Raw genomic sequence first — 13985 nt, forward strand, 5'->3', positions numbered from 1 at the left:
GGCAATCGGCCGGTCCGGGCTCCTGCGACTTCCAGCGGCAGGCCCGGCGCGAAGGAAGGTTGGCTGGTGAGCCGCCTGCTCGCAAGCCCGGACCGGCCAAGCTCCTCTCCGTGCGGATTCATGACCGGCAGAGAGCACCGCTCCAGCGGCATGAGGCCGTGGGAGGGTGTCGCGGCCTGAACCGCCGATGTGCGTGAGGAACTGCCGATAGGCGTTGCCGTTGCATCGCGCCGCGGTCTTGGTCGTCGATGGGACCGGTGATACGAAGACCCAAGCCTGCCTCATCCGACAGCAGGCCACGCAGTAGGGGTGGGCAGCACCCGATAGCACCCGCTCTCGCCCCATCAGCGTTGCTCCGCAGCGTCAGCAGCGGCCAGGACGCCCAGGGTCGCCAGGACAACCACGACGACCAGGAGCACAAGGGCCACGGAGGCGGGCGTCGGGTAGTGCCACAGGATGAGGACCAGGGCACCGGCCGCGATGACGACGACCGTGGTCAGGGTCCTGTGCATACGCAGCCACTGTCCGACGGCACCTGGCTTCAGTCCCGTCCGGACGAGGGCGTGTCCGGCAGTCCGGGTGCTTCGGGCGGCTGCTGTGCGCACGGCGACGGCACCGCGGCCCGGTCCGTACAGATACCCGCCGATCACGGTGAGCAGTGCGGTGAGGAGCACGGTGAGAATGGTTTGCCGGAGGAACCTCACCAGGGTGTCGTAGAGGGCCGCTGCCGCGTCCTGCGACTGGGCTGCCGGAGGCACCGCGTCCAGACAGACCTGGCGGATCACGGCGAGTGCGATGAGCAGCACGCACATCATGGCGCCGATACCGATGCCTGTGGCCATCAGCGCAACCCGGTGTGAGGGGGCCGCCCAGATGCCCAGCCCGGCGAGCACAACCACCGCCCAGGGCAACCACGGGGCGACGACGCTGAGCCAGCGGGCAGCATCACGGGCCTCACTCAGATGGTCGTTGTGCACCAGTACGATCGACTTGTCCGCCCCGGGAATGTCTTCCGCCCCGACAAAGGTCACGCCGATCAGCTGTTTCTGAAGTTCCTCGACGACAGCGCCGACGTTCAGCGTGATGGTGTCGCCCTTGGCCTCGAGTGCTCCGCCTGCCTCCCCGGTGAGAACGTTCGTCGCGGCGGTGTGCGCGTCGCGGTGGATGCTGTCCCACGCCTTGGCAAAAGCATCGCTCGTCACCACTCTGGCGACCGTGTAGCGCACGCCGGCCCTCAGCCCGCCCTTGAGCTCTTCATCCAGCGACCTGGCCGCGTCGACAAGGAAACGGGGTGCATCCTGGTCGGCCAGAGTGTCGGCGAGCGTTTCGGTGATCTTGCGAACGTCGATCTTGTGGACCAGACCGTCAGTGGCACGCTCGATGATCAGGTCCTGGACAGCGGGGTCTCTGGCGAGGGGTGAGACCGTCTGCTCATACCGATCTATGTCGGTGACCTCGGAATTCACCCAGGTGGCGACGACGCTGATGGGCGCCATCAAAACAGCCAGGAGGAGGAGCAGGGACGCTCCGCAAAGGCGCAGGCGACGGCTTCGTATCCCGAGAGGGTGCTGCAGCCGTTCGTCCTCCGCTCGTTCGACATGGCCCGAAGGGCGGTGCATCTTGTGCCTGCCATGCTCTGGCGGGCCGGGGGCGGCAGACGAGTCCACGGCGAACTCCCTCCGCGCACGGTCCTCGGCGCACCACGGCGGTATGCGCCCTGAGGGGCGGATACCGCAGGACCGACCAGCCCTGTACCTCCATCGTCGTTCATCGACAACAAGAACGCAGCTTGCCCAGGAGCTCCGCGTGCGTTCGCCCCCGGTCATGGCCTGGCCGCCGAACGCTGCCCCCTCTGTTTCGCGAAGATCGGGGCGGGCGCGGTCCAGAGCCGGCCCGCGCAATCGCCTGCCGGTGATCCCGTCACCTGCCGCGGCGTCTGCTGCCGACAGGCAGGAACGGTCACCACCGTTCACGCTCCGCTCCCTCAGATCACCCGTCCCAGGACGGGCGGAACGCCCCGGGCGGACGGTGGTCGCAAGGTCACAGGAACATCCGAAGGCGGCCGTACACGGCCCGAAGGCACTGGCTTGGTCGCCCCCGGCTGAAAAGCCCGGACCGGGGCACTCGGTCCGGGCGGCACCAATGGGCGCCGCTCCCCCGAGGGAAAGGGAAACCCGTGTACATAGGCCTGGGTACCGTTGTTCTCATCATCGTCATCATCGCTGTCGTCATGTTGCTGCGCCGCCGCTGACCCACGCGCGGTACCTGTACGCGATCTCTGGCGAAACGACATCCGCCGCCGGCAGACAGGGCCCTCTGCCGACAGCCTGACAGGACCTGGAAACGTCAGTGGCGGTCGACACGCTGAGTGCCTGGGTGCGGGCCCCACTACAGCCGACTTCGCCCTGGCGGCGCTGCTGGTGGCCGTCACCCGCGTCCGCGGCGCGGCTGCGGCATCCACCGACGGCAGGGCAGCGGTGCGCACAGAGCGGTTGACAACCTCAGCGGGGGCACTCGCTCACCACCAAGAGGCTGCCAGAACGCGGAGGAACACCATGAGCGCTCCCCTACGAAGCTCCAGCGAGGGTCCAGGGCGGCAGAAAATCCTCGGCATCTATCTCAATGATCATCTGGCGGGTGCGACAGCCGGTGCCGGGCTGGTGCACCGCATGGTGCAGGAGCACGGCGATTCGCCCTACGGCCAGGAACTGCGGGCTCTGGAGACGGACATCTTGCAGGACCGGCGGGCCCTGGTGCGGCTGATGACAGACCTGCGTGTTTCCGCGAGACGCTACAAGGTCTACGGAGCATGGCTGGGCGAGAAGCTCGGCCGGGTGAAGCCCAACGGCCGTCTGCTGCGCCGCTCCGGTCTCGCACTGCTGATCGAACTCGAAGCCATGCGCATGGGCGTGACCGGCAAGGCGCTGCTGTGGCGCTCCCTGCTCGCCGCCTTCCCGGACGACCCGCGCCTCGACTCCGGCCGACTGGAAGAACTGCTGCGGGGGGCGGAACGGCAACTCGAGGCAGTGGATTCCCTGCACGCCAAGGCCGCCTCCGCACGGCTCACTCCCGGCAGGCTCACCGTCATCGGCACGGGAAGCCGTTAGGAAAGGCGCACCCCGGCGGGATCAGGACCAGCAGGCGGGTTTTCCCCGGGGTACTGTGCCATGCGCCGTCGGCGGTGGCCACGTTCGCCCCGCTCACCGCCATGGTGGCACTGCAGACAACCTTGTACCGCTCGGTGCGCGACTGCGTCCAATTCTGCTCGCAATGTCGGTCGGAACGACCCTCCACACGTCTCCTGGACGAGCTCCGCTCGGACCGTCCGGCCCTGAGCCCGCCCTGACGTCTCCCCGGTTCAACCGGGTCTCTGCACCCAGGCTCCCGCGCCGGCCAGACAACGCCTGCTCAGCGGCTTGTCACACCCGGGCCCCTTCCCGAGCGTGGCGATTTGACCAATTCTGCAACGTTTGCGTATCCGTGCGGTGAAGGCTGGAGAACGGGGTACACGGCCACCATGATCGCTTCTCCAGTCCTCGCGGCCGACGGCTCGTCGTCGCTCTTCTTGATCGTCGCCGGCGTAGTGGTGGCCGCCCTTCTGATCGGCGCGTTCTGGTACGGCAGCCGACGCACAGCACACCGAAAGAATCCCGGCGCCAGGCCGGCAGCGCCAAATCCACAGACGGCACCCCGTCAGGATTCCTGGCAGACACCTGACGCCGACACCGACGACCAACCCCGGCATTGACCCGACCGCCACCGTCAGGCCCGGCACTCGGTCAGCACGGCCCTGCGCTGACTGCGGCAGTTGATTCCACCGCGCGGCAGGGCTCGTACAGGTCCTGGCCGAAGCTGTACTCGCGTCCGCTGCGTAAGCCCTTTCCCTCTCGGAGACTCAATCACCTCGGTCGGCTCCATCTCCAGCCCCACCCGGCGCAGGAACTCCATCAGGTCCCGCACCGAGTACGCCAGCCCGAGGATCTCCCCATCGCCGCAGTGAGCACGGTGGCGGCCGGACCGACCGGTGACCGGCAGTCAGCCGGCCGAGGTCTCGGCCACGTGTGACTGACCCTGCGCAGGCCCGGGCATTCAGGCACCCGGAAGAAAGAGGCAGAACGGATGGCCGTGCGGGTCCCGGAGAACCCGCACGTCCTTCTGCGGCTGGTATTCCTGCAGCGTCGCACCCAGAGCGCAAGCCCGTTCGGTCTCCGCCTCCAGGTGGTCGACTTGCAGGTCCAAGTGCGCCTGCATCTGCTGCGTGCCCGGGCGCTGCGGCCATGTTGGAGGGGTGTGATCGGTCTCCAGCTGGAAGCTGAGACCGGGGCGTTCCTGATGTGGGGCCTTCAAGCGGACCCATTCCGGCTTGCGCTCGACTTCCTGCCAGCCGAGCAGGGCCCGGTAGAAGTCGGCCAGCGCGGGAGGATCGGGAGTTCCGAGAACGAAGGCGCCGAGGGTTGTCGTCATGCCTGCAGTCTTGCCCCTGACACTCGCCTCACGCATCTGCGTGCCCGCCATCCCATGACCGGCATGACGCCGGGCGGTCGTCCTTCATCGGCCACTGGGCACCGCACAAAGTCCCCGCGCGATATGGAGCACGGTGGGCCGGCAACGTCCGCGCCACGGCTCCGGGCATCACCTCACCGAAACAGGCGCAAGGCCCTGTTCCCTATCCCGGCCCGCGCACCCCGGCGCTGTCCGCTCCCTGGAAAAGGGCGGCTCCCCCAGCACACGTGGCCGAACCGGGGGAACCTGCAGCCGGCCAGTCCCTTGAAGGTGAAGGCCACCTGACCGGCCTGCGCCCTGAGTGCCCGGTCTTCACAAGCGAAAACAGCAGGGCCTGAAAAATCCTGGCCTATCAGCGATACGCAACCGGGTGTGCACCCGACGCCCGGGGATACCTGCCCGCTCATGAAACTGATGGCGGATGTCCGCAAAGCAGATCGGCGGCTGACACAGCGGGCGTCCGGCCGTATCCCGCCCGGCATCGGTCGGCTGCTGTCCACGGTGGAGGAGACAGCGGAGAGCAGCAAGCTGTGGTGCGGTGCAGCGGCCGTCATGGCGGCGTTCGGTGGGCGGCGCGGGAGCAGATCAGCCGTGCTGGGGCTGCGGCGCTCGCTGTCGCGCAGTTGGCCTCCAACGGGTGGGTGAGCAGTTGGTCGACCGGCCCCGCCCGCCCGAGGAATGGATCGATCGCAACGAGGTTGAGGACCGGCCTGACTCCTCCTCATTTCCCTTCGGGCCACACCGCGGCCGCGGTCGTCTTCGCCGCCGTCGTCGCTCCCGTCTGGCCGCTGGCCGCTGCCGCCTGCGCGGTGCCGACCGTCGAGCGCGTGCCGTCGAGCGCGTGCAGTCGGGAGTCCACTACCTCACCGATGTCGTCGCCGGCGCCTTGATCGGGGCTGGGCGGCGCCTGGCTCACCCGGCATGTCCCGCATCTGCTGCGGCACTTGCCGCAGGGGCCACACAACGTCCCGCGGCGCATCCACTGCTCACCGCTGAGTGTTCCCTCCTGAATTGCACGGTTCGGGGTACTCGGCTTCTCACCGAAGGCCGGGCCGGCCGCCGTGGCACGGCCCGAAAGGCAGGAACGGCACAGAACAGGAGGGGATCGCGTGTCGAGTACACAACCGCAGGGCCCGCTTGCGCACGACGTTGGGCACGAGCCGGTGGGCGAGCTGGTCCAGCAGGCCTCTCAGCAGCTGACTGAGCTGGTCCGCGGCGAGATGAAGCTCGCGCAGGCCGAGATGAAGGAGAAGGGCAAGCGCTACGGCAAGAGCGGCGGCCTGCTCGGCGGGGCTTCGCTGGCCGGTTTCCTGATGCTTCAAGCGCTGGTGGCGAGCGCGATCGCGGCCGTGACACTGCTGCTGCCGGTGTGGGCGGCTGCCCTCATCGTCACCGCCGCCCTCGGCGCGATCGCCGCGGTCCTGGCTCTCAGCGGCAAGAAGCAGGTTGGCAAGGCATCCCCGCCGACACCCCAGAGCACGATCGAAAACGTCAAGGCCGACGTGGCTGAGATCAAGAGGAGCGCACACCGATGACCCACACGCCCCCCGACCAGCACAGCACCCCTACTCCCGCCGAGCTCCGCGAGCAGATCGAGCACACCCGCCACGAACTCGGGGAGACGGTCCAGGCCCTCGCGGACAAGACCGACGTCAAGGCCCGCGCCCAGCGAAAGGCCGGCCAGCTGAAGGAGCAGGCAGCCGTCAAGGCCGGTGAGCTGAAGGCGCAGGCGGCGAAGGCCAACTCCCATGTCCAGGACAAGCTCCCCGACCCGGTCAAGGAGAAGGCCGTCCAGGTTGCCGGACAAGCCCGCGCCGCGGCGGCCCAGGTGGGACAGATGTGGGAAGAGAAGGCGCCCGAGCCTCTGCGACAGCAGGCGGCACGATCCGTGCGGCTGGCGCGGGAGCACCGCACCGTGCTGCTGCTCGCCGCGGCGGGCGTCACCTTCCTGTGGCTGGCCGGCCGCCCCAGGAAGGGCTGAACGAGAGAGCTGCTGAACGCGGCACGGGCCCGATTCCTCAGGGGATCGGGCCCTTGGCCGCTTCGGGTTCGGTCGCCCAGGTCAGCCGGTCCTCGTCGCCGTTGTCGTAGTCGTAGTCGGCTCCGATGCGTTCCTTGCGCACCGTGCCGACGAGGGCTTCTCACCCGTAGCGCGCCGGGATCTACCCAGTGTCGGTGATTCGTATCGCTTTGGGTGGATACCCGGGTTCCGATGCCTGGCATCCATCCGCGCAGGCAGGGGTCTCCTCCTGCGAGCGCTCGCGACCGCCGGTCCGGACGGCCGGCACAGCTCCACGGGTGCCGTGGCAGCGAGCGAGGACGCGAGGTGCTGTCATGTCAAAGTCGAATCCAGATCCGCAGAAGTCCAAAGGTGAGCGTGAGATGCGCTGGGGGCCGTCCGTGAACGACGAGCAACAGCAGCCGAACCCCAGCCCGCACCGCTCCTTCCATCCCGACAAGTACGCTCCGACGGCCGACGAGCCCCGCCGCACGCCGTCGAAGGGAGAGAAGGAGGAAGCGGGCGCCGGCACCAGCTCGGAGAGCCTGACCACGAGTGCCGAGGATCAGAAGGGGAAGTCCCGAGGCATGCACGACACGGGCCCCCACGGAAAGTCACGCCGCCCCAGCGGCGAAAAGCACGCCTCCGCCTATACAGGGGTCGATCCCGAGGATTCATCGACCGGAGACGGAAGCCGCTGAGGCACGCCCCCGTTCAGTCGACGCCGCACCCTGAGCCCACAGCGTCGGCTGGCACATGGGCAACATCTCGACCGCGCCACCACCGTCCCGCCAGCCGGCTGAGGCAAGACCGGGAACGCCTTTTCGCCGCAGCGGCGGTGAGTTCAAGCGGCGCTCCACTGGTGTGCGCGGCCGCCACGCCGATCGATCCCATGGTCGTCGACGACGAGCGGGAACGGGATCCGGATCTGCTCCGTCGGCGCGGGCAGAGCGTTGACGTGCGGTGACCACCGCCCGCCGGGAGACGTCCACGGCCGTGGGCGTGGGCGTGTCACAACCCTACTGGGCACCGCAGCCCCCTGATCTTGTGTCCGCAGCGCGGAGTCGAATGGTCACGCCGGCCTCCACAAGGGGCCTGACCCGGTCGTGAGGACCGGCCGTGCAATGCGGAGACCGGGATGATCACGTCGCTGTGTACCCGTTCCCCGGCTTTCCTCGCCCAGTTGTCCAGGTGACCCGCCGCCGGCCCCGTGTGCCAGGCCATCGCCGGTTCTGGCAGCGACGCCCACGTCGTGTACGGCAGGGGCGGTTGCGGGAAGACGACGATCGTCTACTGAGTGTTCACCGAGGCAGTACGGGAGTTCGGCCGGGGTCAACGCCTGCGGGCGGCCGCCGACCTTCCAGCCCGCCCGGCCTCCCTCGCAGTCCCCGTAAGCCAAGTCCGCGAAGACGCGCTTCAGCGTACGGGCCAGTAGACGGCGAACTCCTCGCGGGGCCTTGGAAGAGCAGGCCGAGCCGCTCCTGCGCTCTGTGCCGCGGATCCGGCCTCGAACCGGACGTGCGGCGGCCGCCCGACCGCCAACTCCTGGCGCTCACCGTTGGCTTACGGGTTCACGGAACCTCGTCTCCAAGGTTTCGCGAACCCGCCCGCCGGGTTTGAAATCGCCGACACGGAACACACGGTTCTCCTGACAGAGACTTTATTTCACCAGCTAGGAGACACATCATGGGCATCATCGCCTGGATACTCATCGGTCTGCTCGCCGGCATCATCGCCAAGGCGCTCATGCCCGGCAAGGACCCGGGCGGCATCATCATCACGATGCTCATCGGCATCGCGGGAGGTCTCCTCGGCGGCTGGCTCGGCAAGGTCATCTTCGGCGTCGACTCCATCGACGGTTTCTTCGACCTCTCCACCTGGATCGCCGCCGTCGTCGGCTCCCTCATCCTCTTGGCCCTGTACCGGGTCATCACCGGAAACCGCCGCCACGCCTGACCTCACCTCCGCCCCCGGCGAAACGGCTCCGCCCTCCCCTTCACGGGAGGACGGAGCCGCCCTTTTTTGGCGAGCTGCGGCTGACTCTCGACGCCGGATCGGTGCTCGAGGCGGACACCCTGCTCGTGGCGGTGGGCCGTCGGCCCAACAGTGACGGGCTGGGTCCGGAGCAGGCTGGTATCGCCTGCGACGACGCCGGTCTGATCGGAGTCGACGCGCAGATGCGTACCAGTGCCGCCGGCGTTCGGGCACTCGGCGACATCACTCCCGGGCCCCGCTGAAGCATGTGGCCAATCGCGAGGCCGAGGTGGTGGCCCACAACCTGCTGCACCCCGGCCTGCCGCGGTCCATGTCCTACGACGCAGTCTCCGCCGCCGTGTTCACCGACCCGCAGATCTCGCAGGTCGGCCTCACCGAACAGGAGGCCCGCCGGTAGGGCCTTCACTACGTCACCGGAGTCCACCGGTATGAGGACGTGGCGTACGGCTGGGCCCTTGAGGACAGACAGGGCTTCTGCAAAGTGCTGGTGGAGCGTGGTTCGGGACCTCTGATCGGGGCGCACCTGCTGGGAGCGCAGGCCCCTGGCTCGGTGCAGCCCCTCGTCGTCGCCATGACCTTCGGACTGACGGCACAGGAGCTTGCTGACCGCCGGTCTTCAAATGCTTCTCCCCCGCCGGGTGCTGGGGCTTGGGGATGGGGAAGGCATGAGTCTCCTTAGGGGTCCTAACAGAAGCCGTTGATCATGTGACCTTCGGCTGGGATGGTCGTTGGTCCGAGCGTGGGAACACGTCAGTCGCGGCCGTGGATCGTGTCGGATGAACTGTGGTTGCTGATCGAGCCGTTGCTGCCCGAGCCAGCGCCGAAGCTGGTCGAGGGCAGACCTCGGGTGCCGGACCGGCAGGCCTTGTGCGGGATCCTGTTCGTGCTGCATACCGGCATCCAATGGGAGTACTTGCCCCAGGAGCTGGGCTTCGGCTCGGGCATGACCTGCTGGCGGCGCCTGGCCGCGTGGAACGAAGCCGACATGTGGGATCAACTGCATCTGGTGCTGCTGAGGAAGTTGCGGGCCGCGAAGCAGCTGGACTGGTCGCGGGCGGTGATCGACTCCTCCCACGTGCGAGCGGCCCGGCGGGGCCCAAAAGCGGACCCAGCCCGGTCGACCGCGCGCGGCCGGGCAGCAAGCACCACGTCGTCACCGACGCCCGGGGCATCCCGCTCGCGGTGTCGCTGACCGGCGGAAACCGCAACGACGTCACGCAGTTGCTGCCGCTGCTGGACAAGATTCCGGCGGTAGCAGGCGTCGTCGGCCAGCCCAGACGCAGACCCGATGCCCTGCTCGCCGACCGCGCCTACGACCACGACAAGTACCGCCGCCTGCTCTGGGACCGCGGCATCCGCCCGGTCATCGCCGAACGAGGCGTGGAACACGGCTCCGGCCTGGGCGTTTTCCGCTGGGTGGTAGAGCGCACGATCGCCTGGCTGCACGGCTTCCGACGACTGCGGATCCGTTCGGAGCGACGCGACGACATCCACGAGGCCTTCCTCGGCCTCGCCACCTGCCTGATCACCCACCGGCACGTCCAACGCCTTTGTTAGGACCCCTTACTCGGCCGGCGCACGCGAGGACGTCTTACCGGCCGCGTGCTGGGGCCGGCTTTGCGCCGGCCGGTCAGCGGCCGAGGGGGCCTTGGCCAGTTCCTTCTTGTTCATGGACGAACGGCCGTCGATGTTGCGCTTCTTCGCCTCCGCGTACAGATGGCCCCTCGTCGGCCCCCGGGAACCACTGTGGGAACGCTCACCGCCGCGCTGGGAGGCGGACTTCGGGTCCTTCGTGGAGGTCTTGCTCGCCAGCTTCGACTCTCCCGAGCGGGCACGCTCCTTGTTCACCGTGCGCGCCGCGATCTCCTTCGCCCACCCTTCGGAGGTGCCGCGCTTCTCGGCGCTTTCCTCGATGTGCTCGTACTGACGCTCACGCTTCACGTCGGAACCCCGCGGCATGACGCTCTCATTGACGGCCTCAGCGTCTGTGCCCCCGGCCGGCGTGTTGATGCCGCCTCCGACGCAGCCGCGGCTTTCGAGCGGGCTGTCCGCGGAGGCGACCGGGCGGCGATGCGCGCAGCTCTGGTGCCGCAGACGCGCAGCGAGGTCGAGGACCTGGAGAAGAAGCAATGCGGCCAGGCCATCGACGAGGAGGACCTGGGTGTTGTTCTCCGTCCAGCGCCTTGGGGGGTTATGCCTTGACCGGGCCGCTTCCCGGCTCCTTCACGATGCGATCGCCGACCCCGATCGACTTCCACAGCCCACGGTCGATGCGCACCTTCATGAACGGGCCGTCCACACGCCTCACCGTGACGAAGTGGTACGTGTTCGCGCCGTCGAGCATGCCTCGCGACGACAGTCCTCCACTGCAGACCTAGGCGGACCGGTGGGCCGTCGATCTCACCGCGGCCCGCCGGTTCCACACCCGTGAAGGCCGTCTCCACGGTACGAATCGCCTCGCCGGCATCGGCTCGGTGCGCGTCCTCGGGCCGCCTGGACCACAGCGCCGTCACCTGGCTGCTGGAACGCTACGGATCTCCGCCCGCCTCCGATCCACCACGCGCGCGAAGGTGAAGCCGCGAAGTGGCGTACGTCGAGTTTGAGACCAGGGAATGTGTCAACGCGATCTGTATGGCCCATTCGACACGAGAGACAGAACGCACATACGCGGCGCCGCCGGGAAACGACGTCTCATGGCTGCCCGAGCTGACGGGAGTGGACCGGGTCGCCTCGCTCGCAGAGCATGCGACGCAGGAACTGGATGCCGTCTACTACGACACCGAGGACCTGCGACTGGCACACACCAGGGCGTCCCTGCGGCGCCGAAAGGGCGGCACCGACGCCGGCTGGCACCTGAAGCTGCCCCTAAAGGGAGACACCCGGGAGGAGATCCGACTCCCCCTGTCATCAGAAGAGGTCCCGGAGGACCTGCGGGACCTGGCTCTCTCCCGCACCCGCGGCGCAGAGCTGCGGCCTGTCATGCGGATCCGCTCCACCCGATCCCTGCGCCATCTTCTCGGCGCCGGGGGTGACGCCCTGGCCGAGCTGAGTACGGATGCGGTGCGGGCCGACTCGCTGCTGGACGACGACGCGCACACGAAGTGGACGGAGATGGAGGTCGAACTCGCCGATGACGGTGATCCCGCGCTCCTGGACGCCATCGAAAAGGTACTCCGGAAGAACGGTGTCGACCGCGCACAGGGCCCCTCGAAAGTCGTCCGTGCCCTGTCCGGGACGACGCCCCTCCTCGGAGGCACGGAGGATGCGCGCGCCGGGGCCGCCCCGGGGTCGGCCGGCGATCACGTACTCACGTACGTTCGCCGGTTGGTGGATGCCCTCACGGACCTCGACCCCGCCGTGCGTCGTGACCTGCCCGACGCCGTGCACCGGATGCGCACCACGGCCCGCCGTCTGCGCAGTTGCCTGCGCTCCTACCGATCCGTCCTCGACCGTGAGGTCACCGACCCCGTTCGGCGGGATCTGAAATGGCTCGGCGCCGAACTCGGTGTGGAGCGCGACCATGAGGTGCTGCGGGAGCGGCTGACCTCCGGCGTGCGGGAACTTCCCGGTGAACTGGTCCTGGGCCCGGTTGACGCACGGCTGCAGGCCTGGGACGCGGCACGGCAGGCCGAGGGCCGTCGACGCACCCTGGACGCGCTCGCCACGCCGCGCTACCTGAACCTGCTTGAGCAGTTGAACAGGCTGGCCGAGGCGCCGCCGCTGCGCGCGAAGGCGGCTGGAAAACCGGAGAAGGTCCTGGTCAAGGCGCTCGGGAAGGAGTACGGGCGACTTGGTCAGCGAATGGACCGTGCGCTCGGCACGCCGTCCGGACCGGAACGCGATGCCCTGATCCACCACGCCCGCAAGGCCGCCAAGAGGCTTCGCTATGCCGCGGAGTCGGCCCGCCCCGCCCTGGGCAAGCCTGTTCGACGCCTCGGCAAGCGCGTCAAGGCCGTACAGCAGGTGAGCGGCGCCCAGCACGACAGCGTCGTGGCCCGTGACACCTTGCGCGGTCTTGCGATCGCCGCACACGCTGCGGGGGAACCCGGCTTCACCTGGGGCCTGCTGCACGGTCAGGAGAGAACCGCGGCGGGGGTCCGGGAACGACAGCTCCCCGAGGCGTGGGCTCGTGCCCGCGCGGTAGCCCGGCGCAAGGGGCTCCGCTTCTGATCGCGCAGGTAACCGTCTGTGCGCGTTGTGCGGTACCGGGGTCGTTCGGTACCGGGGCGGTGCGATTCTTCGGACCGCTCGTCCCTGATCGAGCAGGCAACAGCCACCTTGAACGGGCAACAGTCACCGCCGCTTTTGCGCTCACCGATGCGCAGCGAGAGCCGGCCACCCGCCCGTCATGCCCGGTCCACGTACGGATGGACCTCCGGCCAGATGGCCTGTACGCCGCGGAGGAAGATGTCGGTCCCCGTCGGTCCGATGCCCGGAAAGCGCTGCAGGGCTTTGGCGAGGCCGGATTCCTCGCGCAGCCGCCGCAGATCACCGTCGTACTGGTCGAGCAGCAGGTCCGCTCCCTCACCGAGCATGGTGGAGGTGCCCTCGTCACAGCGCCGGTATCCGCCTTTGCCGAGCGCGTCGACACGTTCCTGCCAGGTCGCCCGCGCCATCGACCGGCTGTCGCGCGTCCCGGCTTCGAACAGTGCTCCGGCTGTCGTGACCGCGATGTCCGTCTTGATACGGACACTGAGCAGGTTCGCCCGTACGAGCATCCGGTGGAGCGGGGCCGGGGTGTCACGCAACCGGCCTCCGGCCTGCGCCGCGTATGTCCTTTCCTACCGCTCGAGCAGGGCGCTCACCACTTCGTGTCGCTGTCTGTTCGATGCGGCCTTCGCGTGCTCGGGTGCGGGCCTTCGGGGAGGTCGCGGGATCCGGGCTCACAGTCGCGGAAACGCCGCTCGCGGCTGAAGCCCCGCTCGCGCCGCGCACGGCATCGGCCGGCGCCGGGGCCGACCTCTCCGGCGGGGCGGGACGGCGGCCCTTCGGATTCCCTATCGCTTGTGGCCGTTTCCGTGTCCGTTCGGGTGCAGGACCACCTTGATCCAGCCCTCGTCACGGGCGTCGAAGTGCTCGTAGGCGGCGGGGGCCTCGTCCAGGCCGAGTTCGTGGGAGACGACGAAGCTCGGCGTCGCCTTCCCGCCGGCGATCAGATCCCGCAGCGCCCGGTTGTACTTCTTCACCGGAGCCTGCCCTGTGCCCATGTGCTGCCCCTTGAACCACATCATGCCGAAGTCGATCGGGATCTTGCCCTGGGCCTCCAGCTCGCCCTGGGCCTCCGCGCCGCCGGGGTCCTGGGGCAGGAACACGCCCACCACGCCGATGTGGCCGGTGAACCTGACCGCGTCGATCAGTTCGTTGAGCGTGAGACTGGCGTCCTCGTGCCCCTGGGGGTCGTGTGCCTGGTAGCCGACGCACTCACAGCCGTTGTCGGCACCCAGACCGAGGGTGGCTTCCTTGACGACCTCCGCCGGATTCTGATCGG

At 68.6% G+C, this 13985-nt stretch carries 15 protein-coding genes and 3 pseudogenes; 11 read left to right on the forward strand and 7 right to left on the reverse strand.

Features of this window, described 5'->3' with window-relative positions; genetic code table 11:
• Positions 1 to 344 precede the first annotated feature (344 nt).
• On the reverse strand, positions 345 to 1496 hold the full coding sequence (locus tag ACFYW9_RS28100; protein ID WP_389155791.1) for a hypothetical protein: 1152 nt from the start codon (positions 1494 to 1496) through the stop codon (positions 345 to 347).
• A gap of 1059 nt (positions 1497 to 2555) precedes the next feature.
• Between ACFYW9_RS28100 and ACFYW9_RS28105 the strand changes: the two genes are divergently transcribed.
• Positions 2556 to 3107, forward strand: a complete 552-nt coding sequence (locus ACFYW9_RS28105) for a hypothetical protein (protein ID WP_389155794.1) — start codon at positions 2556 to 2558, stop codon at positions 3105 to 3107.
• 410 nt (positions 3108 to 3517) lie between these two features.
• Entirely contained in the window at positions 3518 to 3748 is a 231-nt protein-coding gene (locus ACFYW9_RS28110) for a DUF6479 family protein (RefSeq protein WP_351874935.1), read from the forward strand.
• 341 nt (positions 3749 to 4089) lie between these two features.
• Here ACFYW9_RS28110 and ACFYW9_RS28115 read toward each other — a convergent pair whose 3' ends face one another.
• Together ACFYW9_RS28115 and ACFYW9_RS28120 are read right to left on the reverse strand one after the other, a co-directional pair.
• On the reverse strand, positions 4090 to 4464 hold the full coding sequence (locus ACFYW9_RS28115) for a VOC family protein (protein ID WP_351874893.1): 375 nt from the start codon (positions 4462 to 4464) through the stop codon (positions 4090 to 4092).
• Between the two features lie 760 nt (positions 4465 to 5224).
• Positions 5225 to 5419, reverse strand: a complete 195-nt coding sequence (locus tag ACFYW9_RS28120; protein ID WP_389155799.1) for a hypothetical protein — start codon at positions 5417 to 5419, stop codon at positions 5225 to 5227.
• Between the two features lie 193 nt (positions 5420 to 5612).
• Between ACFYW9_RS28120 and ACFYW9_RS28125 the strand changes: the two genes are divergently transcribed.
• The 8 genes from ACFYW9_RS28125 (at position 5613) to ACFYW9_RS28160 (ending at position 10054) form a co-directional block, all read left to right on the forward strand.
• Positions 5613 to 6038, forward strand: coding sequence for a phage holin family protein (locus tag ACFYW9_RS28125; RefSeq protein ID WP_389155802.1), 426 nt, complete (start codon positions 5613 to 5615; stop codon positions 6036 to 6038).
• Positions 6035 to 6484 carry a DUF3618 domain-containing protein gene (locus tag ACFYW9_RS28130; protein WP_389155805.1) on the forward strand — a complete coding sequence of 150 codons (450 nt, stop codon included), beginning with the start codon at positions 6035 to 6037 and terminating at the stop codon, positions 6482 to 6484. The genes ACFYW9_RS28125 and ACFYW9_RS28130 overlap by 4 nt, the downstream gene beginning before the upstream one ends.
• 353 nt (positions 6485 to 6837) lie before the next feature.
• Positions 6838 to 7203 carry a hypothetical protein gene (locus ACFYW9_RS28135; RefSeq protein ID WP_351874901.1) on the forward strand — a complete coding sequence of 122 codons (366 nt, stop codon included), beginning with the start codon at positions 6838 to 6840 and terminating at the stop codon, positions 7201 to 7203.
• A gap of 985 nt (positions 7204 to 8188) precedes the next feature.
• Positions 8189 to 8458: a GlsB/YeaQ/YmgE family stress response membrane protein gene (locus ACFYW9_RS28140; RefSeq protein ID WP_389155810.1), complete on the forward strand. Its 270-nt coding sequence runs from the start codon at positions 8189 to 8191 to the stop codon at positions 8456 to 8458.
• A 101-nt stretch (positions 8459 to 8559) separates the two neighbouring features.
• Positions 8560 to 8739 (forward strand): FAD-dependent oxidoreductase, encoded by a 180-nt coding sequence (locus ACFYW9_RS28145; RefSeq protein WP_389155813.1) that lies wholly within the window; start codon positions 8560 to 8562, stop codon positions 8737 to 8739.
• A 5-nt stretch (positions 8740 to 8744) separates the two neighbouring features.
• On the forward strand, positions 8745 to 8894 hold the full coding sequence (locus ACFYW9_RS28150) for a hypothetical protein (RefSeq protein WP_389155816.1): 150 nt from the start codon (positions 8745 to 8747) through the stop codon (positions 8892 to 8894).
• A gap of 39 nt (positions 8895 to 8933) precedes the next feature.
• Entirely contained in the window at positions 8934 to 9176 is a 243-nt protein-coding gene (locus ACFYW9_RS28155) for a hypothetical protein (protein ID WP_389155819.1), read from the forward strand.
• Positions 9177 to 9218: 42 nt separating this feature from the next.
• Positions 9219 to 10054 (forward strand): IS5 family transposase gene (locus ACFYW9_RS28160; protein WP_389155822.1). Its coding sequence is split into 2 segments (ribosomal slippage): positions 9219 to 9566 and positions 9569 to 10054, totalling 834 coding nucleotides; the frame shifts between segments, so codons are not numbered across the junction.
• An 87-nt stretch (positions 10055 to 10141) separates the two neighbouring features.
• Here the strand turns inward: ACFYW9_RS28160 and ACFYW9_RS28165 are convergent.
• A pseudogene (locus ACFYW9_RS28165) lies at positions 10142 to 10456 on the reverse strand (plasmid stabilization protein); the annotation flags it as partial.
• Positions 10457 to 10688: 232 nt separating this feature from the next.
• Positions 10689 to 10841 carry a hypothetical protein gene (locus ACFYW9_RS28170; protein WP_389155825.1) on the reverse strand — a complete coding sequence of 51 codons (153 nt, stop codon included), beginning with the start codon at positions 10839 to 10841 and terminating at the stop codon, positions 10689 to 10691.
• Positions 10842 to 11128: 287 nt separating this feature from the next.
• Between ACFYW9_RS28170 and ACFYW9_RS28175 the strand changes: the two genes are divergently transcribed.
• Positions 11129 to 12667: a CHAD domain-containing protein gene (locus ACFYW9_RS28175; protein ID WP_389155828.1), complete on the forward strand. Its 1539-nt coding sequence runs from the start codon at positions 11129 to 11131 to the stop codon at positions 12665 to 12667.
• A gap of 182 nt (positions 12668 to 12849) precedes the next feature.
• On the opposite strand, the pseudogene ACFYW9_RS28180 reads toward ACFYW9_RS28175, so the two are convergent.
• Together ACFYW9_RS28180 and ACFYW9_RS28185 are read right to left on the reverse strand one after the other, a co-directional pair.
• Positions 12850 to 13275: pseudogene (locus ACFYW9_RS28180) on the reverse strand (endonuclease); the annotation flags it as partial.
• Positions 13276 to 13494: 219 nt separating this feature from the next.
• Positions 13495 to 13985: pseudogene (locus ACFYW9_RS28185) on the reverse strand (aldehyde dehydrogenase); the annotation flags it as partial.

Source organism: Streptomyces sp. NPDC002698, assembly GCF_042888945.1.
Classification (GTDB): Bacteria; Actinomycetota; Actinomycetes; order Streptomycetales; family Streptomycetaceae; genus Streptomyces.

Coding starts and splice junctions, on each gene's coding strand:
- ACFYW9_RS28100 (WP_389155791.1), bottom strand. CDS start 1,496: ATGGCGCCCATCAGCGTCGTCGCCACCTGGGTGAATTCCGAGGTCACC.
- ACFYW9_RS28175 (WP_389155828.1), top strand. CDS start 11,129: ATGGCCCATTCGACACGAGAGACAGAACGCACATACGCGGCGCCGCCG.
- ACFYW9_RS28115 (WP_351874893.1), bottom strand. CDS start 4,464: ATGACGACAACCCTCGGCGCCTTCGTTCTCGGAACTCCCGATCCTCCC.
- ACFYW9_RS28110 (WP_351874935.1), top strand. CDS start 3,518: ATGATCGCTTCTCCAGTCCTCGCGGCCGACGGCTCGTCGTCGCTCTTC.
- ACFYW9_RS28170 (WP_389155825.1), bottom strand. CDS start 10,841: ATGCTCGACGGCGCGAACACGTACCACTTCGTCACGGTGAGGCGTGTG.
- ACFYW9_RS28105 (WP_389155794.1), top strand. CDS start 2,556: ATGAGCGCTCCCCTACGAAGCTCCAGCGAGGGTCCAGGGCGGCAGAAA.
- ACFYW9_RS28135 (WP_351874901.1), top strand. CDS start 6,838: ATGTCAAAGTCGAATCCAGATCCGCAGAAGTCCAAAGGTGAGCGTGAG.
- ACFYW9_RS28140 (WP_389155810.1), top strand. CDS start 8,189: ATGGGCATCATCGCCTGGATACTCATCGGTCTGCTCGCCGGCATCATC.
- ACFYW9_RS28130 (WP_389155805.1), top strand. CDS start 6,035: ATGACCCACACGCCCCCCGACCAGCACAGCACCCCTACTCCCGCCGAG.